At 74.5% G+C, this 24,712-nt stretch carries 18 protein-coding genes; 11 read left to right on the forward strand and 7 right to left on the reverse strand.

All coding sequences use genetic code 11. From position 1 onward, the window contains the following. The first annotated feature begins 154 nt into the window (after nucleotides 1-154). Nucleotides 155-1,261 (forward strand): LLM class flavin-dependent oxidoreductase, encoded by a 1,107-nt coding sequence (locus BLR33_RS10725; RefSeq protein WP_093784104.1) that lies wholly within the window; start codon nucleotides 155-157, stop codon nucleotides 1,259-1,261. Nucleotides 1,262-1,469: 208 nt separating this feature from the next. Continuing rightward, nucleotides 1,470-4,094 carry an alpha-L-rhamnosidase-related protein gene (locus BLR33_RS10730; protein ID WP_093784105.1) on the forward strand — a complete coding sequence of 875 codons (2,625 nt, stop codon included), beginning with the start codon at nucleotides 1,470-1,472 and terminating at the stop codon, nucleotides 4,092-4,094. A 240-nt stretch (nucleotides 4,095-4,334) separates the two neighbouring features. Here BLR33_RS10730 and BLR33_RS10735 read toward each other — a convergent pair whose 3' ends face one another. Then, nucleotides 4,335-5,420, reverse strand: a complete 1,086-nt coding sequence (locus BLR33_RS10735) for a helix-turn-helix domain-containing protein (protein WP_093784106.1) — start codon at nucleotides 5,418-5,420, stop codon at nucleotides 4,335-4,337. 100 nt (nucleotides 5,421-5,520) lie between these two features. Here BLR33_RS10735 and BLR33_RS10740 point away from each other — a divergent pair, with 100 nt between their 5' ends. After that, nucleotides 5,521-6,738: an MFS transporter gene (locus BLR33_RS10740; protein WP_093784107.1), complete on the forward strand. Its 1,218-nt coding sequence runs from the start codon at nucleotides 5,521-5,523 to the stop codon at nucleotides 6,736-6,738. 87 nt (nucleotides 6,739-6,825) lie between these two features. Here BLR33_RS10740 and BLR33_RS10745 read toward each other — a convergent pair whose 3' ends face one another. From BLR33_RS10745 to BLR33_RS10755, 3 genes are all read right to left on the reverse strand, one after another. Then, complete coding sequence (locus tag BLR33_RS10745; RefSeq protein ID WP_093784108.1) at nucleotides 6,826-7,608, reverse strand: isoprenyl transferase; 783 nt, start codon at nucleotides 7,606-7,608, stop codon at nucleotides 6,826-6,828. Nucleotides 7,609-7,721: 113 nt separating this feature from the next. Then, nucleotides 7,722-9,236 carry a rhamnulokinase gene (locus tag BLR33_RS10750; RefSeq protein ID WP_093784109.1) on the reverse strand — a complete coding sequence of 505 codons (1,515 nt, stop codon included), beginning with the start codon at nucleotides 9,234-9,236 and terminating at the stop codon, nucleotides 7,722-7,724. A 161-nt stretch (nucleotides 9,237-9,397) separates the two neighbouring features. Then, entirely contained in the window at nucleotides 9,398-11,449 is a 2,052-nt protein-coding gene (locus BLR33_RS10755; protein WP_093784110.1) for a bifunctional aldolase/short-chain dehydrogenase, read from the reverse strand. Nucleotides 11,450-11,631: 182 nt separating this feature from the next. Here BLR33_RS10755 and BLR33_RS10760 point away from each other — a divergent pair, with 182 nt between their 5' ends. From BLR33_RS10760 to rhaI, 7 genes are all read left to right on the forward strand, one after another. Further along, nucleotides 11,632-12,642, forward strand: coding sequence for a LacI family DNA-binding transcriptional regulator (locus BLR33_RS10760; RefSeq protein ID WP_093784111.1), 1,011 nt, complete (start codon nucleotides 11,632-11,634; stop codon nucleotides 12,640-12,642). A gap of 339 nt (nucleotides 12,643-12,981) precedes the next feature. Further along, on the forward strand, nucleotides 12,982-14,529 hold the full coding sequence (locus BLR33_RS10765) for a sugar ABC transporter ATP-binding protein (protein WP_093784112.1): 1,548 nt from the start codon (nucleotides 12,982-12,984) through the stop codon (nucleotides 14,527-14,529). Further along, complete coding sequence (locus tag BLR33_RS10770; RefSeq protein ID WP_093784113.1) at nucleotides 14,526-15,563, forward strand: ABC transporter permease; 1,038 nt, start codon at nucleotides 14,526-14,528, stop codon at nucleotides 15,561-15,563. The genes BLR33_RS10765 and BLR33_RS10770 overlap by 4 nt, the downstream gene beginning before the upstream one ends. Then, the gene (locus tag BLR33_RS10775; protein WP_245771328.1) at nucleotides 15,553-16,593 is read left to right on the forward strand and encodes an ABC transporter permease; all 1,041 of its coding nucleotides are present in this window, start codon (nucleotides 15,553-15,555) and stop codon (nucleotides 16,591-16,593) included. Before BLR33_RS10770 ends, BLR33_RS10775 begins: the two co-directional genes overlap by 11 nt. Before the next feature lie 58 nt (nucleotides 16,594-16,651). After that, the gene (locus BLR33_RS10780) at nucleotides 16,652-17,728 is read left to right on the forward strand and encodes a substrate-binding domain-containing protein (RefSeq protein WP_093784114.1); all 1,077 of its coding nucleotides are present in this window, start codon (nucleotides 16,652-16,654) and stop codon (nucleotides 17,726-17,728) included. A 181-nt stretch (nucleotides 17,729-17,909) separates the two neighbouring features. Further along, nucleotides 17,910-19,364, forward strand: coding sequence for an L-fucose/L-arabinose isomerase family protein (locus tag BLR33_RS10785; protein ID WP_093784115.1), 1,455 nt, complete (start codon nucleotides 17,910-17,912; stop codon nucleotides 19,362-19,364). Between the two features lie 174 nt (nucleotides 19,365-19,538). Beyond that, nucleotides 19,539-20,705, forward strand: a complete 1,167-nt coding sequence (gene rhaI, locus BLR33_RS10795; RefSeq protein WP_093784117.1) for an L-rhamnose isomerase — start codon at nucleotides 19,539-19,541, stop codon at nucleotides 20,703-20,705. Between the two features lie 202 nt (nucleotides 20,706-20,907). On the opposite strand, the gene BLR33_RS10800 is transcribed toward rhaI, so the two are convergent. Genes BLR33_RS10800 through BLR33_RS10810 form a run of 3 tightly spaced genes read right to left on the reverse strand, consistent with a single transcriptional unit; the run spans nucleotide 20,908 to nucleotide 22,502 of the window. Then, complete coding sequence (locus BLR33_RS10800; RefSeq protein WP_218136637.1) at nucleotides 20,908-21,495, reverse strand: Chromate resistance protein ChrB; 588 nt, start codon at nucleotides 21,493-21,495, stop codon at nucleotides 20,908-20,910. Between the two features lie 9 nt (nucleotides 21,496-21,504). Further along, on the reverse strand, nucleotides 21,505-21,729 hold the full coding sequence (locus BLR33_RS10805) for a hypothetical protein (RefSeq protein ID WP_218136638.1): 225 nt from the start codon (nucleotides 21,727-21,729) through the stop codon (nucleotides 21,505-21,507). Next, nucleotides 21,729-22,502 carry a TMEM165/GDT1 family protein gene (locus tag BLR33_RS10810; RefSeq protein ID WP_107408867.1) on the reverse strand — a complete coding sequence of 258 codons (774 nt, stop codon included), beginning with the start codon at nucleotides 22,500-22,502 and terminating at the stop codon, nucleotides 21,729-21,731. The genes BLR33_RS10805 and BLR33_RS10810 overlap by 1 nt, the downstream gene beginning before the upstream one ends. 458 nt (nucleotides 22,503-22,960) lie before the next feature. Here BLR33_RS10810 and BLR33_RS10815 point away from each other — a divergent pair, with 458 nt between their 5' ends. Then, nucleotides 22,961-24,613, forward strand: coding sequence for a translation initiation factor 2 (locus tag BLR33_RS10815; RefSeq protein ID WP_093784119.1), 1,653 nt, complete (start codon nucleotides 22,961-22,963; stop codon nucleotides 24,611-24,613). Nucleotides 24,614-24,712: the final 99 nt, after the last annotated feature.

Genomic DNA, 24,712 nt, shown 5'->3' on the forward strand with positions numbered 1-24,712 from the left:
CCCCGCCCGTCCGCCGTCCGCCGCGGCCGGCCACCCGCCTTCCCCCGTACGAGCCTTGCTGCGGCCGGGAGGTCGCGGCCGTACCGGACCGTGCCCACGCACGCCCGCGCCGCCCCGCACCACACGTCTGCCCGTCCCGCAGAAAGGCACCACCATGCCCGTGGAGTTCCTCGGTATCGCCGCCACCAACGACCAGTCGGAGACCGTCCCGCGCAGCGGCGGGTCGTTCGACAAGGAGTACACGCTCAAGCTCGCCCGCGCGCACGAGGACCACGGCTGGGACCGGGTGCTGTTCGCCTACAGCTCGGGCTCGCCGGAGCCGGGGGCCGCCGCCGCGTACATCGCCGCCCGCACCGAGCGGCTGCAGATCCTGCTCGCGCACCGGCCGAACGTGTCCTACCCCACCTTCGCCGCCAAGCAGTTCGCCACCCTCGACCAGATCAGCGACGGCCGGCTGACCGTCCACTTCATCACCGGCGGCAACGACCACGAGCAGCAGCGCGAGGGCGACTTCCTCACCAAGGACGAGCGCTACGCCCGCACCCGCGAGTACATCGAGATCGTCAAGCGGGTGTGGACCGAGCACGAGCCCTTCGACCACGAGGGCCCGCACTACCGCTTCAACGACTTCGTCTCCGATGTCTTCCCGGTCCAACTGCCGCGTCCCGACGTCTCGTTCGGCGGCTCCTCGGCCGCCGCCTACGCCGCCGGCGGCGCCGTCGCCGACATCTACGCGCTGTGGGGCGAGCCGCTGGCCGAGACCGCCCGGCAGATCGACGCGGTGAAGGCGGCCGCGCGCGCCGCCGGACGCACCACCCCGCCGCGCATCCAGGTCGCCTTCCGCCCGATCATCGCCCCCACCGAGGAGCTGGCCTGGGAGAAGGCACACCGCACGGTCGGGGCGATCCGCGAGCGCCGCGCCTCCGGCGCCTGGAAGCGGCGCCGCAATGTGGACTCACCCGAGAACACCGGCTCGCAGCGGCTGATCGCCATCGCCGAGCGGGGCGAGCGCTACGACCGCGCGCTGTGGACCCCCACGGCGGCGGCCACTGGCGGCGCGGGCAACTCCAACGCGCTGGTGGGCACGCCCGAGACGGTCGCCCAAGCGCTGCTGGACTACATCGACATCGGCGTGGACATCATCTCCGCCCGCGGCTACGACCTCCTCGGCGACGCGATCGACTTCGGCCGCCACGTCATCCCCCTGGTCCGCGCGGGCGTCGCCGAACGCGACGCCGAACGCCAACTCGCGCTGAACTGAGGGCTTTCGGCAACCCGCCGCCAGGCTCCCCGTACGCCGCCAGGTCCCGCCCGGCGGACGGCGGCGGCGGGGAGCCCCGCGGCGGGATTCCACGCCCTGCTCGGAACGAACGTGCGCGCACGAGGATGGACGCCCCACTCCCGTAAAGATAATCTGCCCCCGCAATGAGCGATTGAATCGTTTTAATCGATCTCGCCGGGAGCCGCACATGCCGTCCAGCCCCACCGGAGAAGAGCCCCGCACCCCGGGCACCCCCCGCCGCACCGTCCTGCGAGCCGGCCTCGGCGGCGCCGCCCTCGCCGCGACCGGGCTCGGCCTGGGCGCCGGGCCCGCCGCCGCGAACGGCGGCACGCCCCCGCAGGGCGGCGGGAGTTGGGCCTCCTACGTCCAGGGCCCGAGCAGCCGCACCGTGCGGCCGGTCGCAGTGCTGCGCACCTCCGGCGACGTGACCCGCCCGGACGCGCTGCTGAAGCCGGGCGGCGGCACCACGGTGCTGCGCCGCAAGCAGCCCGCCGCCCCGCCGCGCTGGCCGGACGGCACCACGGCCGCCGCCTCCAGCGCGCACGCCCCCAACAACGGCGACGACGGCCGCCCGCGCACCTACGACGCGGCCAACGCCATCGACGGCGACACCGGCACCTTCTGGAACGACGACACCATCGCGGCCTACCCCGACACGCTCACCGTGACCGCGCCCGCCGCCCTCCGACTCCCCGGCATCACAGTGCTGTCGAACGCCGACGGGGTGCCCACCGCCTTCACCGTCGAGACATGGGACGGCAGTTCGTGGCAGCAGGCCGCGAGCGTCACCGGCAACACCGAGGTGCGCCGCGCGGTCCCGTTCGCGAGCACGGTCTCCACCACACAAGTGCGCATCACCGTGACCGCCGACCAGGCCACGCCCCAGGGCGAGTTCACCCGGATCAACGAGGTGTACCCGGGGCTGCTGCCCGACGACGGGATCCCGCGCGTGGTCGTGGACTTCGGCAAGGTCGTCGTCGGCCACCCGCACCTGCGCTTCGCCTCGGCCTCGGCCGGCAACCCGGGGGTGCGCCTCGCGTTCTCCGAGACCCTCCAATTCCTCACCGACCGCAGCGACTTCACCCGCGCCGACCAGTCCGGCACGCCCTCGCAGGGCACCGACCAGTTCGCGGTGCCGGCCGGCGGCGCGGACTGGCAGGACACCAAGGGCTACCAGAGCGGCACCCAGGTCTACGCCGACGGTCTGCACGGCTTCCGCTACCTGCAGATCAGCCTGGACGCCCTCGCCTCCGACGCGCCGGCCGCCCAGCCCTACGGCGAGGTCGCCATCGACGCGGTGTGGCTGGACTTCACCGCCTACCTCGGCACGCCCGCCTCCTACGGCGGCTGGTTCCTGTCCTCCGACGACGACCTGAACCGCTACTGGTTCGGCGCCGCCTACACCAACGAGCTGGTCACCGACACCTTCCGGCCCGACGACGTGGACCCGCGCGGCGCCGACTCCCCCACCCTGGACGGCAAGCCGGTGCTGCACGACGGCGCCAAGCGCGACCGCGACCCGTACGTCGGCGACCTCGCCGTCTCCGCCCGCACCCTCTACCTCACGCACCCCGACGCCGCCGCGGCCGCCCGCACGGTGCTCGCCGACCTCGCCGACCACCAGCGCGCCGACGGCTGGATACCGCCCGCCTCGATCAACTCGTACACGCTGCCGCTCTTCGACTACCCGCTCTGGTGGGTCACCTGCAGCTGGGACTACGTCCTCCACACCGGCGACACCGGCTACGCGGCCGCGTACCACCCGCAGTTGACCCGCGTGCTCGACGGCTGGTACCCGTCGGTGACCGACAGCGACGGCCTGCTCAGCAAGGGACTGAACGGCACCTCGGGGTACGGCGACTACGCCTTCCTCGGCCGCACCGGCCAGGTCACCTACTACAACGCCTGCTACGTGCAGGCCCTCACCGACGGTGCCGCGCTGGCCCGCGTTCTCGGCCGCGACGCCGACGCCGACCGCTGGGCCGCGCGGGCCGCGACCGTGGCCGCCGCGATCAACTCCCGCCTGTGGGACGCCGCTTCGGGCGCCTACCTGGACTCCTCCACCGGCCCGGTCCGGCACGCCCAGGACGGCAACGCCCTCGCCATCACCGCCGGGGTCGCCGACGCGAGCCGCGCGGCCGCCGCGCTCGCCCACCTCGACGCCACCACGGTGCTGCCCTACGGCAACGCCTTCATGGACAACGACACGATCTTCGACGGCGCCTCCCAGCGGGTCTACGCCTTCACCTCCTACCCGGAGCTGGTCGCCCGCTTCCGCTCCGGGCGCGCGGACAGCGCCTTGGACCAGATCCGCCGTACCTACGGCTGGATGGACCGCAACGACCCGGGCACGACGCACTGGGAGGGCGTCGGCCCCGGCGGCTCGCCCTACGAGGGCGCCTACACGAGCATGGCGCACGGCTGGTCCACGGGGGTACTGCCCGCCCTCACCAACGAGTTGCTGGGTGTGCGGCCCACCGCGCCGGGCTTCGCGCAGTGGACGGTGGCGCCCACCCCGGGCTCCGTCGCCTGGGCGCGGGGCCAGGTGCCCACCCCGCACGGACCGATCGGCGCGGACTGGCGGCAGCTGGGCGACGGCACCTTCACGCTCACCGTGCACGCCCCGAAGGGCACCCGCGGCACCGTGGCCGTCCCGGACTCCGGCCGCCGGGTCACGGTCCACGTCGACGGCAGGACGGCGTGGAACGGCACCGAGGCGACGGCGTACCGGGCGACTTCGGCGGGCGGCCGGATGCTCCTCCGGGGGCTCGGCGCGGGCACGCACACGGTGGTCGTCCGCCCGGCACGCTGAGGCGGGGCCCCTTGACCGCACGGCGCCGCAACGGCGGACCGCCCGACGGGCGCCCAACCTCCGGGCGTCCTGCGGGCGTTGGTGACCGCGTCCGTCCCACTCGGCGCGGGGCGCACGGTGGTGGCGCCGCCCCACGCGGGTCGATCCGCCCTGCACGCAGCGCGCGTGAACGATGCACAGGGCCCCCGGCCGGCCCGGTGACCCGCGCCCGGGACGGACGGCGGACGGCGCGACGACCGTTCAGCGCAGCACGGCGGCCAGCAGGTCGGTGCCCAGTCCCGAGAGGTCGGGCAGGCTGAGGCTGTAGCGGACGTAGCGCCCGTCCCGCCGGGAAGTGAGCAGGCCCGCGCGGCGCAGCACGGCGAGGTGGCGGGAGACCTCGGGGGCCGACAGCGCCCAGGCGTCGGCCAGCTCACCCGTGGTGTGCGGACCGCGGGCCAGGGTGCGCAGCAGCCGCAGCCGTACCGGATGGGCGAGCGCCTCCAGCCGCAGCGTGACCGTCTCCAGCGGCACCGGCTCGGCCGGACCCGCCTCGGCCACCGGGTACTGCAGCACCGGCAGCCACCCGGGCGCGTGGACCGCCACCAGGTGCGGGCGGCCGAAGACACTGGGCAGGAAGGTGACCGCGCCGCCGCGGACGGAGGTGGCGTTGTCCTGGAGCTTGTCCACGAGGATGCGGGTGCCGTCCGGCGCCAGGGTGACGGCGCCGGAGACCGACGCGAGCGCCGCCGCGGGGCCTTGGCGCCTGAGCAGGTCGTTCTTCAGCCGCAGGTCGGCGGCGAGTTGCGCGGCGACGCCCGTCCAGGCCGCGTCGAAGAACGCCTCGGCGCACTGCTGGAGCGTGTCGCGCACCCTTGCCCGTACGGCGGCCGGGTCCGCGAGGAGCCGCTCCGCGAAGGCCTCCTGGAGCGCGCCGCGGGCCTGCGCCAGGTCCAGGGCCCGCTCGCGCGCGGTGGCGTCGGCGAGCGGGGAGGGCGCGCCGAAGTGGAGCCGGTTGCTGCCGCAGGTGGTGATGAGCGCGGCGGCCACGTAGGTCTCGTCGTCGATCCGGTCCACGTCGTCCAGCTCCTCGGCGAGCGTCGGCCGGGGGCGGGCGGGGACGAGGAAGTCGGCCCGCGAGGAGCGCCAGAGGAACTCCGCCTCGCTGAGCCGCTCGGCCAGCTCCGGCGGCAGCCCGGACCGGACGTCCGCGGCCCAGCCGGCGAGCTGCGGGTGGTGGCCGGGCTCTGCCAGCACGTGCAGCATCGCGGTCAGCTCGGCCAGCGGGGAAACGGCGAACCGCAGCCGCCCGGACGGCGGGCCGCCGATGTCGATCCTCAGCGTCATCCCCTCATCATCGCCGGTCGTACGGACGCCCGCCGTGCCGGTTGACGGTGTCCGTCAACCGGCACGGCCTGCCGGGCGGTCCCCACGCACCTTTGGCGGCATGGCAACCACAACGCCCCACCCGCGGCTGCGCCGCCGCGTCCTCGTCCGTGCCTCCGGCGGCCCCCGCTACGCCGTAGCCCTGGCCGTGGACGCGCTCGGCACCGGCCTGCTGCGCCCTTTCCTCCTGCTCTACGGCGTGACCGTGCTGCGGCTGTCCGCGCCCGTCACGGGTGCCGCCATGACGGCCGGCATCGTCGCCGGCCTCGTGTGCGTGCCCATGGTGGGACGATGGCTGGACCGGGGCGCCCGCAGCACGGTCGTGGCGGCGTCGATGCTGGTGCGGGTGCTGGGCGTGGCGCTGCTGCTGGCCGCGCCGCGCGGCCACGTCCAGTTGTTCGCCGCGGCGGCGCTCTTCCTCGGGATCGGCAACCAGGCCTGGCCCGCCGCCCACGCGGCCCTGGTGGCCACGGTCGCCCACGGCCGCGACCGCGACACCGCCCTCGCCGGGGCCCGCGCCCTGCGCAACGGGGCCCTCGGCGTCGGGGCACTCCTCGCCGCCCTCTGCCTGGCGGGCGGCACCACCGCGCTGCGGGCCCTGGCGGTCGCCACCGCGCTCGCCTACCTGACCGCGGCCGCGCTGGCGTGGTCGGTTCATGTGCGCGCGCGGCCGGCGGGGCCTTCGCGCACCGAGGCTCCCGGCGTGGGGCCGGCGCCCCGGATGCGCGCGCTGCTCGCCGCCAACGTGGTCTACGCGTTCTGCCTCAACGTCCCCGAAGTCGCCCTGCCCGCGGTCCTGGTGACGCAGTTGCACGCGTCCCCGGTGTGGCCGGCCGCCGTCTTCGTGGCCAACACGGCGCTGGTCGTCACCCTCCAGGTGCCGGTCACCGCCTTCACGGCCCGCTTCTCCCGGCGCAGCGTGCTGGCGCTGTCCGGCGTGGTCCTGACCGCGTCCTACCTCTGCTTCCTCGCCGCCACCGCGTGGCACCACGGCTGGAGTGTCCCGGCCGTCGCGGCGGTGTCCGTGGTGTGCACGCTCGGCGAGATCGTCTACGCCGGCAGCGCCACCGCGCTCGTCGCCGCCCTCGCCCCGGCCCATGTCCTGGGCCGCGCCCTCGCCCGCTTCCAGCTCTCCACGGGCTTCGGCCTCGCTGTCTCCCCCGCGGCCATCACCGCACTGGCGCCCCACGGCCCGGCCGCCCTCTGGGGCGGCCTCGCCGCGGCGACGCTCGTGTCCGCCGCCGCCGTCGCGGGCACGCGCAGCGGGGCGGAGGCGTAACCGAGGAGCCCCGGCCGAAGGGTCCGGAAGGGTGACAGGGGCAGCCGGGGGCGGCGGCTCGTGGGGGCAGCCGCGCGCGAGGAGCGGCTACTTGCCGAACCGCCGCTCCCGGCTCGCGTACGAGCGCAGGGCCCGCAGGAAGTCCAGCCGCCGGAAGGCCGGCCAGTAGCAGTCCACCCAGTGCATCTCCGCGTAGGCGGACTGCCAGAGCAGGAAGCCCGACAGCCGCTGCTCCCCCGAGGTGCGGATGATGAAGTCGGTGTGCGCGGCGGCGGGCGAGTACAGGTGCCGCGAGATGTCCTCGACGTCGAACCGTTCGACCAGCTCCGCGGGATCGCCCCCGGCGGCCATGTGCGCCTCGAACGCGCTCTTCACCGCGTCCACGATCTCCCGCCGGCCGCCGTAGCCGACGGCGACGTCCACCTTGAGGCCGCCGCGCCCGGCCGTCGCCTGCGCGGCCTCCTTCAGGACCCGGGCGCTGCGGCCGGGCAGCATGTCGAGCGAGCCGATCACCTGGACCTCCCAGGGGCGGCCCTCGGCGGTGATGTCCCGCACCGTCTCCTCGATGATCTCGATCAGCGGGCCGAGTTCCTCGGCGGGCCGGCCGAGGTTGTCGTCGGAGAGCATGAAGAGTGTGACGTGGGCGATCCCGGCGGCGGTGCACCAGCCGAGGAACTCGGCGGCCTTGGCGCCGCCCGCCCGGTAGCCCTCACGGACGTCGGTGTGGCCTTCCTGGCGGGCCCAGCGGCGGTTGCCGTCGAGCATGATCCCGACGTGCTGCGGCCGCGGCAGCCCCACCAGCGTGGTGGCCAGCCGCCGCTCGTACACCGCCTCGATCGGGCGCCGGAGGAACAGCGGGAGCAGCTTCATGACCCATCCCCATCGCGTCGTGCACCTCCCGCGGACCCTACCAGCGGCAGCCATGGACGCACCTGCCCGCACCTCGCCGCGGCCGCCGGCGCAAGCCCCCTCACAGGCGCCGGTTACGGCAGCGCCGCCCCCCTGGGGAAGAGCCGCGCCTGCGCGGCGTCCCAGGCCCGGCTGTCGCCCCCGGGGGCGTAGTGGCGCAGCTCCTGGGTCGCGGCGACCAGGCGGCGCATGTCGGCGAGGTCGCCGACGAGGCCGCGGGTGCGGGCCTGGACCAGGACATTGCCGATGGCGGTCGCCTCGGCGGGTCCGGCGATGACGGGTAGCCCGGTGGCATTCGCCGTGAGTTGGCACAGCAGGGCGTTGCGGCTGCCGCCGCCGACGAGGTGGACGCGGGTGATGTCGCGCCCGGAGAGTTCGGCGGCCAGCCGCAGCACCCGGCGGTGGGCGAGCGCGAGGCTCTCCAGGACGCAGCGCACGAGCGCGCCTCGCGACCGCGGCGGGCGCTGGCCGGTGCGGACGCAGGCCGCGGCGATGGCGGCGGGCATGTCCTCAGGGGCGAGCAACTCCGGCGCGTCCGGGTCGATCAGGGCGGCGAAGGGTGCGGCCCGCTCCGCTTCGGCGAGCAGCGCGGGCAGTTCGACGGGCCGGCCTTGCGCGGCCCAGGTGCGGCGGCACTCCTCCAGCAGCCACATGCCCATGATGTTGCGCAGGTAGCGGACGGTGCCGTCGATGCCGCGCTCGTTGGTGAAGTTCGCCGCGCGGGACGCCTCGGTGAGCACGGGCGCGTCGAGTTCGAGTCCGGCGAGCGACCAGGTGCCGCAGGAGATGTAGGCGGCGCCGGGGCCGGTCGCGGGCACGGCGGCCACCGCCGAGGCGGTGTCGTGGGAGGCCACGGTGGTGACGGCCGTGGCGGCCGGCAGCCCGGTCGCGGCGGCGACGTGCGGCAGGAGGGTGCCCGCGGGGGTGCCGGGTTCGCGCAGCGGCGGCAGCACCGAGGTGTCCAGGCCGATACGGCGGGCGAGTGCGGCGGACCAGGTGCCGGTGCGGGCGTCGAGCAGGCCGGTGGTGGAGGCGTTGGTGGTCTCGGCGCCCAAGGTGCCGCCCAACCAGTGGGCGAGCAGGTCCGGGACGAGCAGCAGGGTGCGCGCGGCGGCCAGGGCCGCGCTGCCGCGGGCGGCCGCGAGCTGGAAGACGGTGTTGAACGGCAGGTGCTGCAGCCCGTTCACGGCGTAGAGGGCGTCGGCGCCGATCTCGTCCCGCACCCGCGGGGCGACCTGCGCGGTGCGGGTGTCGCGGTAGTGGAAGGGCAGGCCGAGCAGGGCGCCGTCGGCGTCGAGCAGGGCGTAGTCCACCGCCCAGGTGTCGATGCCGACGGAGGCGACAGGGCCGGCGGCGCGCAGCCCGGCGAGGACGGCCTCGTAGAGCGCGGGCACGTTCCAGTGCAGGCCGTCGGGCAGGCGCAGCGGGGCGTTGGGGAAGCGGGCCACCTCGGTCAGCGCCAACTCCATGTGCCCGACCCGTCCGACGACCACCCGCCCGCTGCTCGCCCCGAGGTCCGCCGCGGCGAACGCCGCCACGGCGCCGCGTCCTGCGGGTGCGGCGGGGGCGGTCGGCATCGTGCCGGTCATGCGTCTCCTCTCCGAGGGGGCATACGAGGGGGCGGGCGGGACGGCGGAGTCCGGCGGCGCGGGCGGAACGGCGGGCGGGTGGACCGGCTCCGGCGAAGTGGCCGACGTCCGGCCGGTCCCGGCCGTCGCAGGAACCGGCCGCGCGGAGCCGGGGCGCCGCCTCACCGCAGGAAGGCCGCCGCGACGCCCGCGTCCACCGGCACGTGCAGGCCGGTCGTGTGCGTCAGGTCGCCGCCGGTGAGGGCGAAGACCGCGTTGGCCACGTGCTCGGGCAGCACCTCCCGCTTGAGCAGGGTGCGTTGCGCGTAGAACTCGCCGAGTTTCTCCTCCGGCACGCCGTAGACCGCGGCCCGCTGGGCGCCCCAGCCGCCGGCGAAGATGCCCGAGCCGCGCACCACGCCGTCCGGGTTGACGCCGTTGACGCGGATGCCGTGCTCGCCCAGCTCCGCGGCCAGCAGCCGCACCTGGTGCGCCTGGTCGGCCTTCGTCGCGGAGTAGGCGATGTTGTTGGGGCCGGCGAACACCGCGTTCTTGGAGGCGATGTAGACGATGTCGCCGCCCATGCCTTGCGCGATCATGGCGCGGGCGGCCTCGCGGGAGACGAGGAAGGAGCCGCGGGCCATGATGGCGTGCTGCCTGTCCCAGTCCGCGGCGGTGGTCTCCAGCAGCGGCTTGGAGATGGAGATGCCGGCGTTGTTGACGACGAGGTCCACGCCGCCGAAGGCCAGCAGGGCCTGCTCCAGGGCGGCTTCGACCTGCTCCTCGGAGGTGACGTCCACCGTGACGGGCACCGCCGTGTCCGGCCCGCCCAGCTCCTGCGCGACGGCTGCCGCGCTGTCCCCGTCCAGGTCGGCGACGACGACGCAGGCGCCCTCGGCCGCCAGCCGCCGCGCGATCGCCCTGCCGATGCCGGACCCGGCGCCGGTGACCAGCGCGATCCTGGTCGCGAGCGGTTTGGGGGCGGGCATCCGGCGCAGCTTGGCCTCCTCCAGCTCCCAGTACTCGATGCGGAACTTCTCGGCCTCCTCGATCGGCCGGTAGCTGGAGACGGCCTCGGCGCCGCGCATGACATTGACGGCGTTGACGTAGAACTCGCCGGCCACCCGGGCGGTCTGCTTGTCCTTGCCGTAGGAGAACATGCCGACGCCCGGGACGAGGACGATCGCGGGGTCGGCGCCGCGCATCGCTGGGGAGTCGGGGGCGGCGTGCCGCCGGTAGTAGGCGGCGTACTCGGCCCGGTACCGCGCGTGCAGCTCCTTCAGGCGGGTCGCGACCTCCGCCAGGGGCGCGGTGGGCGGCAGGTCGAGCACGAGGGGGCGGACCTTGGTGCGCAGGAAGTGGTCGGGGCAGGAGGTGCCGAGCGCGGCCAGGCGCGGGTGCTCGGCGCGGGCGAGGAAGTCCAGCACGGTGTCGCTGTCGGTGAAGTGGCCGACCTGGGGGCGGTCGGTGGAGGCCAGGCCGCGCAGCAGGGGGGCCAGCGCGGCGGCCCGGGAGCGGCGCTCGGCGGCGGGCAGGGGCACGTAGCCGGGCAGTTCGGGGCCGAAGGGCTCGGCCTTGCCGCGCTGGGCGAGGAAGGTCTCGGCGGTGCGGATGATGCGCAGCGAGTTGGCCTCGCACTCCTCGGAGGTGGCGCCCCAGGCGGTGATGCCGTGGCCGCCCAGCACGCAGCCGATCGCCTCGGGGTGGGCCTTGTGCACCGCGGCGATGTCCAGGCCGAGTCGGAAGCCGGGGCGGCGCCAGGGCACCCAGACCACCGCGTCGCCGAAGCACTCCTTGGTCAGCGCCTCGCCGTCGGCCGCGCAGGCGAGCGCGATCCCGGAGTCGGGGTGCAGGTGGTCGACGTGGGCGGCGTCCAGCAGGCCGTGCATGGCGGTGTCGATGGAGGGGGCGGCGCCGCCCTTGCCGTGGGCGCAGAAGTCGAAGGCGGCGACCATCTCGTCCTCGCGGTCCACCCCGGGGTAGACGCCGGTGAGCGCGCGCAGCCGGTCCAGCCGCAGCACCGCCAGGCCCGGTTCGGTGAGGGTGCCGAGGTCCCCGCCGGAGCCCTTGACCCACATCAGCTCGATCTCGGCGCCGGTCACCGGGTCGGGCGCGGTGCCCTTGGCGGAGGTGTTGCCGCCGGCGTAGTTGGTGTTGCGCGGGTCGGCGCCGAGCCGGTGCGAGCGGGCGATCAACGCGCCGACGGCGGGGTGGGGCTTCGAGGCGGGAGCCATGAGATGTCCTTTGCGACGCCGGCGGGTATCACGGGGGTGACTCACGCGGGGATCGGGGCAGCACGCATGAATCGTTTCATTATTCGCACCCACCGTAGTGGGCCCCGTACCCGGTGTCAATGCACGTGCGTGTGATTGAATAGGTTCAAAGGGGCGCGGCCGGTGGGACGGAGTGTGGGTCCATGGTGGGGATCAAAGAGGTCGCGCGCCAGGCCGGCGTGTCGGTCGGCACCGTCTCCAACGTCATCAACCGGCCCGAGACGGTGGCCGAGGAGACCCGCACCCGCGTCCAGTCGGTCATCGCCCGGCTGCACTACGTCCGCAGCGAGTCCGCCCGCCAACTGCGTGCGGGCGCCAGCCGGTTGATGGCCCTGCTCGTCCTCGACATGGGCAACCCCTTCTTCGTTGCCGTCGCGAGCGGCGCCGAGCGGGCCGCCCGCCAGGCCGGGCTCGTGGTCATGGTGTGCAACAGCGCCCAGAGCGTCAGCGAGGAGATGGACTACCTCTCGCTCTTCGCCGAGCACCGGGTGCGCGGCGTCCTGGTCACGCCCGCCGACCCCACCGGCCGCAGCCTGGACGTCCTGCGCGGCCAGAACATCCCCTTCGTGCTGGTCGACCGGGTCGGCGGCCTGGACGACACGGGCTGCTCGGTCTCGGTGGACGACGTGGCCGGCGGCCGGCTGGCCGCCCGGCACCTGGTCGCGGCCGGGCACCGCGCGGTCGTCTACGTCGGCGGGCCGCCGGAGCTGCCGCAGGTGCGCGACCGGCGGGCCGGCGTGCTCGCCGCGCTCGCCGAGGCGGGCCTGCCGGCCGAGGCGCTGATCGACGTCACCGCCGAGCGGCTGGACGTGGCGGCCGGCCGCGACGCCGGCGCCCGGCTGCTCGGCCTGTCCCCCCGCCCCACCGCGGTCTTCTGCGCCAACGACCTGCTGGCGCTGGGCGTTCTGCAGGCGCTGTTCGCCGCCGGCGTCGGCGTGCCGGACGAGATCGCCCTCGTGGGGTACGACGACATCGAGTTCGCCGCCGCGGCCGCGGTGCCGCTCACCTCGGTGCGCCAACCGGCCGTCGCGATGGGCCGGTTGGCCGCCGAGATGCTGATGGACGAGACCGGGCCGGACGCCGGAAGGCACGAGCACCGGCAGGTGGTGCTCCAGCCGGAGCTGGTGGTGCGCGGGTCCAGCCTGCGCCGCTGACCATACGGGCCGCGCCGACCCGCCGGCCCCGCCGCCGTACGCCGGGCGGCGGTCACGCCGCAACTTCCCCGGCTCGCCAGGACGGCGCTGATTCGTTTCAAACGGCGGTCAGATTAGCGGCACCCACGCGGGGGCGCAACGGTTGTGACAGCCCCATTTCAAAGGCTGCCCCTGCGTGCGCGGACCGCCCCGCGGGGCGGCGGATATTTCGTTCCCGGCACTGGACGCCCGCGTGACGCAGGACATACTCTCGCCACAGTCGACCCCGATGAATCGTTTCACCGTGGGTCGTGGAGCCCACCGCGGAAGAGCGGCACCCCGAGGCGAGGACCTGGCGCGATGAACGATCCCCTGGGCACATCCCCGGGCCCCCTGGGCGCCCCGGACAAGGACCCGCTGCTCGTCCTGGACCGGGCGGCCAAGCGCTTCGGCGCGGTGCACGCCCTGGCGGACGGGTCGGTGACCCTCTACCCGGGCGAGGCGCACGCCCTGCTCGGCGAGAACGGCGCGGGCAAGTCCACGCTGGTGAAGATCCTCGCCGGCGTGCACCGGCCCGACAGCGGCACACTGCTGATCGAGGGCCGCCCGGTGGTGTTCGCCGGCCCGGCCGACTCGCGCGCGGCCGGCGTGTCGATCATCTATCAGGAGCCCACCCTCTTCCCGGACCTGACGGTGGCGGAGAACATCTTCATGGGCCGCCAGCCGCGCCGGGCCGGCCGCCGGATCGACCGGGGCGCGATGAACCGGGCCGCGGCCGAGGTGTTCGCCCGCCTCGGGGTGCGGCTGGACCCGCAGCGCCAGGCCCGCGGCCTGTCGGTGGCCGACCAGCAGATCGTGGAGATCGCCAAGGCGCTGTCGCTGGACGCCAAAGTGCTGGTGATGGACGAGCCGACGGCGGCACTGACCGCGGTGGAGGTCGAGCGCCTCTTCGACGTGATGCGCACCCTGCGCGAGCAGGGCGCGGCCGTGCTGTTCATCTCGCACCGCCTGGAGGAGGTCTTCGCCTCCTGCCAGCGGGTGACGGTGATGCGCGACGGGCGCTTCGTGAGCACCGCGCCGATCGGCGAGGTCACCGTGGACTCCGTCATCCGCTCGATGGTCGGCCGCGACCTGGACGCCCTGTTCCCGAAGACGCGGACGGCGCCGGGCGAGGTGGTGCTGGAGGTCGAACACCTCACCCGCGAGGGCGTGTTCGAGGACATCGGTTTCCACGTGCGCGGCGGCGAGATCGTCGCGCTGGCCGGGCTGGTGGGGGCCGGCCGCAGCGAGGTCGCCCGGGCCGTCTTCGGCATCGACCGGCGTGACGCGGGCACGGTGCGGGTGCGCGGCCGGCAGCTGCCCAACGGCGTGCCGGCGGCGGCCATGGCGGCGGGCGTCGCTCTGGTGCCCGAGGACCGGCGCCAGCAGGGCCTGGTGATGGACATGGCGATCGACCGCAACATCGCGCTCGCCTCGCTGCCGCGGCTGCGCCGTCTGGGCCTGATCCGGCGCGGCACCGAGCGGGAGCTGGCCTCGGACTGGGCGGGCCGGCTGCAGCTGAAGTTCGGCGGGATGGGCGACCCGGTGGCCACCTTGTCCGGCGGCAACCAGCAGAAGGCGGTGCTCGGCAAGTGGCTGGCCCGCGGGCCGTCGCTGCTGATCATCGACGAGCCGACGCGCGGTATCGACGTCGGCACCAAGGCCGAGGTGCACCGCATCCTGGACGGCCTGGTCGCCGAGGGCATGGCGGTGCTGATGATCTCCTCGGAGCTGCCGGAGGTGCTCGGCATGGCCGACCGCGTCCTGGTGCTGCACGAGGGGCGGATCACCGCCGAGCTGAGCCGCGCCGAGGCCGACGAGGACACCATCATGCGGGCCGCCACCGGCTATGCGGCGGTGGCGTCATGACCGCGCAGGCCACCGCCCCCGCTCTGCCGACCGAGCGGTTCGCCCGCGGCGCCGCGCTGCTGCGGGCCCGCGAACTGGGCATCGCGATCGCTGTCCTGCTGGTCTTCGCGGCCACCACGATCAGCAACCATGCCTTCGCGAACGCCCACAGCATCCAGCAGCTGCTCACCGGCGCCTCGCTGATCGCGCTGCTCGGCGTCGGCGAGACGATGGTCGTCGTCACCCGCAACGTCGACCTGTCGGTCGGCTCGGTGGTGGGCCTGTCGGCCTACGTCGTCGGCGACGTCTTCAAGCACCACTCCGGCTTCCCGGTGCTGCTCGGCTACGTGCTGGGCATCGCGATCGGGGCCGCCGTCGGCGCCGTCAACGGCGCGATCACCACCGTCACCCGCGTGCCGAGCCTGGTGGTCACCCTCGCGATGCTCTACGTGGTGCGGGGTGTGGACGGCGTCGTCGTGGACGGCAGGACCATCGATCCGGGCGCGATCCCGAAGTCCTACACCGAGGTCGGCTACCGCACCTTCCTCGGCGTCCCGTGGCTGGCGCTGATCGTGGCCGTGGTGGTGGCGGCCGCCGGGTACGCGATGCGCTCGTTCCGGGCCAGCCGCGACCTGTACGCGATCGGCTCCAACCCCGAGGCGGCAGCGCTGGCCGGCATCCCCGCCGGGCGGCGGGTGTTCAGCGCCTTCGTGATCAGCGGCGCACTGGCGGGACTGGCCGGCTCGCTGTTCCTGGCCCTGCACGCTCAAGTCGACGTCACCGGCGGCAACGGCTACGAGCTGACGGTGGTCTCGGCCGTGGTCGTCGGCGGCGTGGCGATCTTCGGCGGCAGCGGCACCGTCCTCGGCGCGGCCCTGGGCGCGCTGCTGCTCAACACGATCAACCAGGCGCTGGTCGCCGCCAAGATCTCGTCCTTCTGGAACGAGGCCGTCGCCGGCGGACTGCTGCTGGCGGCCATCGCCTTCGACCGGTGGCTGGGCCTGCGGGTCGCCCGCAGCCTCCAGTCCGTGCAGGGAGCCCACCGTGACGCCTGACCTGACCACCAAGCCGGCCGCCCGCACCGTCCTGCGCGGGGGCGAGGGCGGCGGGCAGCCGCTGCGGCGCGCGCTGCTGCGCTGGGAGAGCGCCCTGGTGCTCGTCCTGGTCGCGGTGATCGTCTTCGGCTCGGTGCACTCCTCGACGTTCCTGGACGGCACCAACTTCTTCTACATCGGCCTCAACATGGGCGAGATCGCCATCATGGCGCTGCCGCTCACGCTGATCGTGATGACCGGCGAGATGGACCTGTCGGTCGCCTCGATGCTGGGCCTGTCCGGCGCCGTGATGGGCTCGCTCTTCCACGACGGCTGGTCGGTGTGGGCGGCGATGGCGGCCGCGCTGGTGGTCGGCGCGGCCGGCGGCGCGCTCAACGGGCTGCTGGTCGCGAAGATGGGGCTGCCCTCGATCGCGGTCACCATCGGCACCCTGACGCTCTTCCGCGGCCTGGCCGAGGTCGTGCTGGCGCCGCGGACGGTCACCGGCTTCCCGATCTCGCTGACGAAGATCGGCGTGGTGCCGGTCCAGGGCACGCAGATCGCGTGGTCGGCGCTGATCTTCCTGGTGCTCGCGGTGGTCTTCGGGGTGGTGCTGCACGCCACCCCGCTGGGCCGCTCGATCACGGCGATCGGCCTGCAGCCGGAGGCCGCGCGCTTCTCCGGCATCCGGGTGGACCGCATCACGTTCGGCCTCTACGTGGTCTCCGGCGTCTTCTGCGCCTTCGCCGGAATCCTGTTCACCCTGAAGAACTCCTCCGTCAGCTACGACGCGGGCACCGGCCTGGAGCTGAACGTGGTGGCGATCGTGCTGCTGGGCGGGGTGTCCGTCTTCGGCGGCCGCGGCACGGTCGCCGGCGTCGTCCTCGCGGTGGCCATCGTCGGCTGCCTCCAGCAGGCGCTCACCCAGATGGGCGTCAAGCCCGAGGTGCAGAACATCGTCACCGGCGGACTGCTGCTGATCAGCGTCGTCGTGCCGAACGGCGGTGCGGCGGTCCGCCGGATGCGGGACCGCCTGCGCCGCGCCGGGTGATCGGCGGCCGCGCCGATCGTTGTCGTTCCCGTCCACCCACTGCAGAAAGACAACTGACGTGACCATCCGCACCACGGCACGCCGCCGGGCGACCGCGCTGCTGTCCCTCGTCGTCGCCTGCATCACCCTCGCGGCGTGCGGCTCGTCGAACAGCGCCGGCGCCGACCCGACCGGGAAGCCCACCGCGACCGGGGTGAAGAAGGGCCTGACGGTCTACTTCATCCCCAAGGACACCCAGAACCCCTACGAGGTGCTGGCCGACGCCGGCGGCAAGAAGGCGCTGCGGGAGCTCGGCGGGAAGGTGGTGGTCAGCAGCGGCACCGCGGACACCGCGGCCGCGCAGATCCCCTCGATCCAGGCCGCGATCCAGGCGCACGCCGACGCCATCGTGATCGCGGGCAACGACCCGTCGGCGCTGTGCCCCTCGCTCAACCAGGCCTCCGCCGCCGGTATCAAGATCGTCTCCTTCGACTCCGACATCTCCTGCGGCACCAGCCCGAACCACCTGTTCATCAACCAGGCCGACACCAAGGTGATCGGCACCTCCGAGGTGGACCTGCTGGCCAAGGAGATCCACAGCACCGGCCAGATCGCGATCCTGTCGGCCGCGGCGAGCGCGACCAACCAGAACGCGTGGATCGGATACATGAAGCAGGAGCTGGCCAAGTACCCGAACATGAAGCTGGTCAGCACCGTGTACGGCAACGACGACCCGGCCACCTCGCTCACCGTGCTGCAGGGCCTGCTGTCGGCGTACCCGAACCTCAAGGGCATCATCTCGCCGACCACGGTGGGCATATCGACCGCGGCCCAGTACCTGTCCAGCCACAAGGACGTCGCCGCGAAGGTGACGCTCACCGGCCTCGGCCTGCCGTCGCAGATGAAGTCCTACGTGCACGACGGCACCGTGAAGTCCTTCGAGCTGTGGAACCCCAGCAACCTGGGCTACCTCGCCGGGTACGCGGCCGCGTCGCTCGCCTCGGGAAGCGCCAGTCTGCAGGCCGGCTCGACCTTCAAGGCCGGCACGCTCGGCAGTTACAAGGTGCTCGGCCCCGCCGCCGGCATCGGCCCGTCGGTCGTGCTCGGCCCGCCCACCGTGTTCGACGCCGCCAACGTCGACAGATTCGACTTCTGACCGGCCCGGCGGCCGGCCCCGCGTACCGGGGTCGGCCGTCCGCCGAACCGCCGCGGGCACCGTCGCGAACCTTGGCACCACCACCGGCATACCGACCGGCACCCCGACCGACACCCGTCCCCGCACCAGATCCCGCGCCCGGCCACGCACCGGACCCCGCACCGGACGAAGGACCCCCCTGATGACCACGACACTCGGTGCCCCGCCGCCCGCCCCCGGCCTGGAGCGCGTCACCGCCCGGCGGACGAAGGTGGGCCTGGTCGCCGGCGGACTGGGCGCCTACTGGCCCCAGTTCCCCGAGCTGCTGCCCCAACTGCGGCGCTGCGCGGCCCGCGTGGCGACGCGCATGCAGGCGCTCGACTGCGAGGTGGTGGACGCCGGCTTCGTCTCCGACGCCGAGGAGGGCGCCCGCGCCGCCGAGAAGTTGCGGGTGGCCGGCTGCGACCTCGTCGTCGGCTTCCTGACCACCTACATGACCGCCTCCATGCTGGTGCCGATCGCCCAGCGCAGCGGCGCCCCGGTGCTGCTGATCAACCTCCAGCCCACCGAGGCGATGGACCACGCCTCCTTCGACACCGGCCAGTGGCTCGCCTACTGCGGGGCCTGCCCGCTGCCGGAGATGGCCAATGCCTTCCGCCGCTGCGGCATCGACTTCCGCTCGGTGTCGGGCCATCTGGAGGACGAGCGGGCCTGGGAGCGGATCAGCCGCTGGATCGCGGCGGCCGGGGTGCGCGGTGCGCTGCGGCACGGCCGGCACGGGCTGATGGGGCACCTCTACCCGGGCATGCTGGACGTGTCCACCGACCTGACGCTGGTGCCGGCGAACTTCGGCGGCCACATGGAGGTGCTGGAGTTCGACGACCTGCGAGTGCGGGTGGCCGCCGTGACCGACGCCCAGGTGGACGAGCGCCTCGCGCTGGCCCGGCAGGTCTTCGACCTCGATCCGAGCGTCCAGGAGGAGGACTTCCGCTGGGCGGCCCGGGTCTCGGTGGGCCTGGACCGTCTGGTCGACGACTTCTCGCTGGACAGCCTCGCCTACTACCACCGCGGCCTGGAGGGCGAGCAGCACGAGCGGCTGGGCGCGGGGATGATCCTGGGCGCCTCGCTGCTCACCGCCCGCGGCGTGCCGGCCGTCGGCGAGTACGAGTTGCGGACGTCGCTGGCGATGCTGATCACCGACCGGCTGGGCGGCGGCGGGTCCTTCACCGAGCTGCAGGCGCTCAATTTCCGCGACAACGTGGTGGAGATGGGCCACGACGGCCCGGCGCACCTGGCGATCAGCGGCAGGCGGCCGCTGCTGCGGGGGCTGGGCGTCTACCACGGCAAGCGCGGCTGGGGCGTGTCGGTGGAGTTCGACGTCGCGCACGGCCCGGTCACCCTGTTCGGCATCGCCCAGCAGCGCGACGGCGCCTTCACCTTCGTCACGGCCGCAGGGGAGGTGGTGCCGGGGCCGCTGCTGGAGATCGGCAACACCACCTCGCGGGTCGACTTCGGCTGCGACCCGGGCGAGTGGACCGACGCCTGGAGCGCCACCGGCATCTCGCACCACTGGGCGCTGGGCGTCGGCGATCTTCGGCCGCGGCTGAGGGCGACGGCGGACCTGCTCGGCGTCGAACTGGTGGAGGTCGCGCCATGACCGCGCCGGACCTGCCCGGCCGCCCGCGCACCGCTCACCGGGCCGCCGCCGGCTCCCCCGTTTCCGCGCCCTCCTCCCCCTTCTGCCGCCCCTCCCCCGTACCGTCCCCCCGCAGCGCCCGGCCGCTCGACGCCGCCGCGGCCGAACTGTCGCAACTGGAAAGCAGGTCCGCCCATGGCCGGTCGTGAGGCAGCCAAGAACGCCCTTCGCGCGCAGGAGATCGAGTTGCCGTCGTGGGCGTTCGGCAACTCCGGCACCAGGTTCAAGGTGTTCGCCCAGCAGGGCGTCCCGCGCGACCCGTTCGAGAAGATCGCCGACGCGGCGCGGGTCCACGCGCACACCGGGGTCGCCCCCAGCGTCGCCCTGCACATCCCGTGGGACGCCGTGGACGACTACGGGGCCCTCGGCCGGGCCGCGGCCGACGCGGGCATCCGGCTGGGCACGGTGAACGCCAACGTCTTCCAGGACGACGACTACCGGCTCGGCAGCGTCACCAACCCCGACCCGGCGGTCCGCCGCAAGGCGCTCGACCACCTGTTCGCCTGCGTCGACATCATGGACCGGACCGGCTCGCGGGACCTGAAGCTGTGGTTCTCCGACGGCACCAACTACCCCGGCCAGGACGACATCAGGGCCCGCCAGGACCGGCTCGCCGAGGCGCTGGCCGCGGTCTACGAGCGGCTGTCCGGAGAGCAGCGGCTGATCCTGGAGTACAAGCTCTTCGAGCCGGCCTTCTACACCACCGACGTGCCGGACTGGGGCACCGCCTACGCGCACTGCCTGCGGCTGGGCGAGCGGGCCAAGGTGTGCGTGGACACCGGGCACCACGCGCCCGGCACCAACATCGAGTTCATCGTGGCGTTCCTGCTGCGGGAGGGGAAGCTCGGCGCCTTCGACTTCAACTCCCGCTTCTACGCCGACGACGACCTGATCGTGGGCGCCGCCGACCCGTTCCAGCTCTTCCGCATCCTGTTCGAGGTGCGCACCGCGGGCGGCCTGGCGGCCGAGGCGGGCATCGCGTTCATGCTCGACCAGTGCCACAACATCGAGCCGAAGATCCCCGGCCAGATCCGCTCGGTGATGAACGTCCAGGAAGCCACCGCCAAGGCGCTGCTGGTGGACACCGACGCGCTGGCCGCCGCCCAGGCGGCCGGCGACGTGCTCGGCGCCAACGGGGTGCTGATGGACGCCTACAACACCGATGTGCGCCCGCTGCTCGCCGAACTGCGCGAGGAGATGGGCCTGGACCCGGACCCGATGGCCGCTTACGCCCGCTCCGGGTACGGCGAGCGCATCGCAGCCGAGCGCGTCGGCGGCCGGCAGGCCGGCTGGGGTGCCTGAGCCGCACCCCGCGTCTCGCGGTCACGGTGCCGGCCGACGCCACGGCGCTCGTGCGCGTCCCGGTGCTCCGGCCGGGCGGCCGGGTGCGCGGCCGGTCCTGCCGCCTACTGCGTGGGCGCCTGACACTTCACGGTGGGCCGAGAGGTCCTGCGGCGGCGGGCACCCCTCGCCGCGGGGGAGCCCGGCACCGTGGGGCGGCGGCTCAGTGCGCGCCTTCCTCCTCGGCGTAGACCCGGGCCGCGTAGCGCTCCAGGATCTGCTCGCAGCCCTGCACCGCCTCCTTGGCCTCGGCCCGGCCCGAGGCGCCGAGCACGTCGCGCGCCTCCACCTTGGCCAGCCAGGTGCGCAGCTTCGTCAGGTCCTCGTCGTTCTCCTCCAGCTCGGCGAAGGTGAAGTGCGCGGCGCGCTCCTCCTTCTCGATCTCCCGCCGGAAGTCCTGGCACTTGTCGACGATCTCCTCGTACTCCGCGTCCCGCGCGGCGTTGAAGGCGTCGGCCGCGTCCGCGCTCCCCGAGAGCACCTCGGAACCGAGCAGGAAGGCCGTGCCGCCCATCTCGGTGATCTCGTTGCGCAGCACCCGCAGCGCCCGCTCGGCGCCCGCGCTGTAGGGCATGGCGGCCACCGCGTTCTGCAGGTACACCGCGCCCAGCGTCTTGATCCGCCGCCACACCCCGGCCCGCAGCCGGCTCGGCTCCGCGGGGATCTTGTAGACGAGGACCAGCCAGCGCACCTCTTCGGCGGCGCCGTCCCGCACCTGTGCTGCGCCGCTGCCGCCGCTCCCACTCGTCACGCCGTCACCCTATCCGGCGCGGGATCGGTCGCCGTCCTTGCGGCGCACTGCGCGGGCCAGCGACCAGGCGAGCAGCCCGATCGCGGCGGGCGGCATGAACCACCAGGCGGGCACGCCCGCGCCCGCGAGCGCGGCGGTGGCGGCCAGGGCCACGACGACGCCGGCGAACAGCCGCCAGTCGTCACCGACCACGAAGTCGTACCAGAAGGCGCCGAACGCCCGCAGCGCGCGCATCAGCCGACCCCCACCGTGGGCACGCCGGTGCGGACGCCGGGCTCGCGGCGGGCGCGCACGCGGCGCAGGACGGCGACCGCGGTCGCCGAGGCGGCGGCGGTGAAGGCGAGGACCACCAGCAGGGCGGCGTCCTGGCCCGGCCAGTGCGCGCCCGCGCCTTCGGCGCCCCAGAAGCTGCCGAAGGTGGTCAGCATGACCGCCACGGCGAACTTCATCGTGTTCTCCGGCACCCGGGCCAGCGGCGCCCGCACGGCGAACCCGGCGACCGACACGGCGAGCACCGCGGCGGCGGCACCCAGGGCGGCCAGCGGGACATTCCCCTGGTTGGCGCCGAAGGTCAGCACGATGAAGACGACTTCGAGCCCTTCGAGGACGACACCCTTGAACGCCAGGGTGAAGGCGTACCAGTCGGTGCCCTCCGCCGGGCGCTCGCCCGCCTGCGTGGCGCGGCCGACGTGCTTGGCGAAGCTCGCCTCCTCGTCGCGGACCGCCTTGAAGCCCGAGGCGCGCAGCACCGCCTTGCGCAGCCACTGCAGCCCGAAGACGAGCAGCAGCCCGCCCACGACCAGCCGCAGCGCGTCCAGCGGCACCCGGGTCAGCGCCGGCCCGAGCGCCGCGACGAGCACGGCGAGCAGCGCCAGCCCGGCAGCCACGCCCTTCAGCGCGGACCGCCACCCGCGCGAGACGCCTGCGGCGAGCACGATCGTCAACGCCTCGACGGCCTCCACGGCGCAGGCGAGGAACACCGACACCAGCAGGAACACTGCGGTCACGGCACCCTCCTCCTTCCCGCCCGGCAGCTCGTCACGCGTCGAATGTAACAGCTGTTAGCTTCGCACGCGAGCGCCTGCGGGAGCGAGTGCGGCCGCACGGAGCCGGGGGGCGCCGCCGCGGGCTGTCCCCGGCCCGCGGGCGCGCGTGCCGCAGGGTCCAGCGGCGGGGACGGCCACGGGCGGGGGGCGACCGCATGGGCCGCCGCGGGCGCGGCGCGTCGGGCGGCGACGCTCTGGCCACGCGGACTGCCGCACCCGCCCGGCGGACGCACCGGCGGACGTGCCCGACCAACGGTTGCGTCCCGTGCCCGCCCTCCCCGGCGCGGACAGCGGCGACGCCCCGGCCGCGCGGATCACGGCACCCACCCCGGCGGCTATTGCCCGATGGGCAGACCCGGCGACCGCGCCGGGGGGCCGGCTTCCGGGGGTGCGGGGATGCCGCGGGGTACGATCGCGGCATGCGAAGGGCGACGGGCGAGCGGTCCGTGCTCGTCGCAGTACGGTCGGCGGTGGCGCTGTACCGGCTGCTCGACGTCCTGCCCGTCTTCGCCGGCGACCCCCGCGTGCACCGGCACTTCACCCTCGTGCCCGGCTCGGAGTTCGACGTGGACGCGCTGGCGGCCGTCGATGCGGCCGGGGCCCGTACACTCCCGTGGGACGCGGCCCGGCGGCGCTCCTTCGACCTGGTGCTGACCGCGAGCCCCAAGGGGGCGCTGCAACTGCTGCGCGGCGAGCGCGTGCTCCTCCCGCACGGCGCCGGCTTCGGCAAGACCGTGCCGTCCGAGGGCTCGGCCGCCTTCGCCTCCGGCCTGGACCCGGCCTATCTCGACACCGGCGACGGCGCCCTCGCCCTGTACGCCCTCGCCCACCCCGACCAGGTCGCCGACCTCGCCGCGCGCAGCCCCGCCCTGGCCGATCGGGCCCGCGTGACCGGCGATCCGACGCTCGAACGGCTGCTGGCCGCGCGGCCGTTGCGCGACCGCTACCGGGCGGCGCTCGGCACGGGCGGGCGCCGGCTGGTCGTGCTCACCTCCACCTGGGGCCCGGAGTCGCTGCTGCGCCGCCGCCCGGAGCTGGCCCGCGACCTGCTGGCGCACCTGCCCTGCGACGAGTACCAGGTGGCGCTGATCGTCCACCCCAACGAGCGCAGCCGCATGGGCCGTTACGAGCTGCGCCAGCACCTCGCGCCCGCGCTGGACGCCGGACTCGTGCTGCCCGGGCCGTACGAGGAGTGGGCCGCCGTCCTCGTCGCCGCCGACGCGGCCGTCTGCGACCACGGCTCGACCGCCTTGTACTTCGCGGCGGTGGGCGGCGACCGGCCGCTCGTGGGCGCCTACGACGGCGGCGGCGAACTGCTGCCGGGCAGTCCCGTCGCCACCTTGCTGGAACAGGTGCCGCACCTGCGCCACCCGTCCGACCTGCGGCAGGCGCTGGCCGCCTACCGCCCGGGTACGGCTGCCGCGGCGGCGCGGGCGGCGTTCGCCGAGCAGGGCCGCGCCCTGTCGCACCTGCAACGTGAGCTGTACGCCCTGCTCGGTCTCACTCCGCCGCCGGGCCCTGTGGAGGCCCGGCCGCTCCCGGTCCCCGGTCCGGCGCCGCGCACCGTGGCGGCCTTCGACGTCCACGCCGAGGTGACCGGGGGCGCGGTCCGCGTCACCCGCGTCCCGGGGGGTCTGGGCCCGGCGGGGCACCACTTGGCCGCGGAGCACGGGGCGGCGGGCGAGCGGGCGACCCGTACGGCCGCGGTCCTCTATCGCCGCCCGCAGCCGGCGCCTGCCGCACCGCACGCCTCGGCCTGGCGCGCCGACGCGTGGACGGCCCACGTACTGGACTCCTACCCCGCCGCCCGGGTCGCGGCCGCCCTCCTGGACGCCGGCCGCGGCCTGTTGCGGCTGCGCGACGGCTCGCTCCACACCCTGCGGCTCGCCCCGCACACGCACAACGGCCGCCTGGAGTACGCGGACCCCGCAGCCGCCGTCTCCGCCCTCCACGCCTGGCACACGCTGCACGGCGCCCTCCCGGCAGGCCGTCTGGACTGCCTCCTGGGCGAGCATGCCTTCCGCCTCACCCTGGAACAGCCCACGGCGCACGACCGCGCCCACCCCGTCTGAGCGGGCCCGCACACCCCGCCGCGAGCGGGGGGTGTCGGCCTCGGCGGGTGGATCGGCTCGCGGGGATGACGGCCGGGCGGGCATCGCGCCGCGCACAGA

The sequence above is a fragment of the Actinacidiphila guanduensis genome (genome assembly GCF_900103985.1).
GTDB lineage: Bacteria > Actinomycetota > Actinomycetes > Streptomycetales > Streptomycetaceae > Actinacidiphila > Actinacidiphila guanduensis.

Coding starts and splice junctions, on each gene's coding strand:
- BLR33_RS10725 (WP_093784104.1), top strand. CDS start 155: ATGCCCGTGGAGTTCCTCGGTATCGCCGCCACCAACGACCAGTCGGAG.
- BLR33_RS10730 (WP_093784105.1), top strand. CDS start 1,470: ATGCCGTCCAGCCCCACCGGAGAAGAGCCCCGCACCCCGGGCACCCCC.
- BLR33_RS10735 (WP_093784106.1), bottom strand. CDS start 5,420: ATGACGCTGAGGATCGACATCGGCGGCCCGCCGTCCGGGCGGCTGCGG.
- BLR33_RS10740 (WP_093784107.1), top strand. CDS start 5,521: ATGGCAACCACAACGCCCCACCCGCGGCTGCGCCGCCGCGTCCTCGTC.
- BLR33_RS10745 (WP_093784108.1), bottom strand. CDS start 7,608: ATGAAGCTGCTCCCGCTGTTCCTCCGGCGCCCGATCGAGGCGGTGTAC.
- BLR33_RS10750 (WP_093784109.1), bottom strand. CDS start 9,236: ATGACCGGCACGATGCCGACCGCCCCCGCCGCACCCGCAGGACGCGGC.
- BLR33_RS10755 (WP_093784110.1), bottom strand. CDS start 11,449: ATGGCTCCCGCCTCGAAGCCCCACCCCGCCGTCGGCGCGTTGATCGCC.
- BLR33_RS10760 (WP_093784111.1), top strand. CDS start 11,632: ATGGTGGGGATCAAAGAGGTCGCGCGCCAGGCCGGCGTGTCGGTCGGC.
- BLR33_RS10765 (WP_093784112.1), top strand. CDS start 12,982: ATGAACGATCCCCTGGGCACATCCCCGGGCCCCCTGGGCGCCCCGGAC.
- BLR33_RS10770 (WP_093784113.1), top strand. CDS start 14,526: ATGACCGCGCAGGCCACCGCCCCCGCTCTGCCGACCGAGCGGTTCGCC.
- BLR33_RS10785 (WP_093784115.1), top strand. CDS start 17,910: ATGACCACGACACTCGGTGCCCCGCCGCCCGCCCCCGGCCTGGAGCGC.
- rhaI (WP_093784117.1), top strand. CDS start 19,539: ATGGCCGGTCGTGAGGCAGCCAAGAACGCCCTTCGCGCGCAGGAGATC.
- BLR33_RS10805 (WP_218136638.1), bottom strand. CDS start 21,729: ATGCGCGCGCTGCGGGCGTTCGGCGCCTTCTGGTACGACTTCGTGGTC.
- BLR33_RS10815 (WP_093784119.1), top strand. CDS start 22,961: ATGCGAAGGGCGACGGGCGAGCGGTCCGTGCTCGTCGCAGTACGGTCG.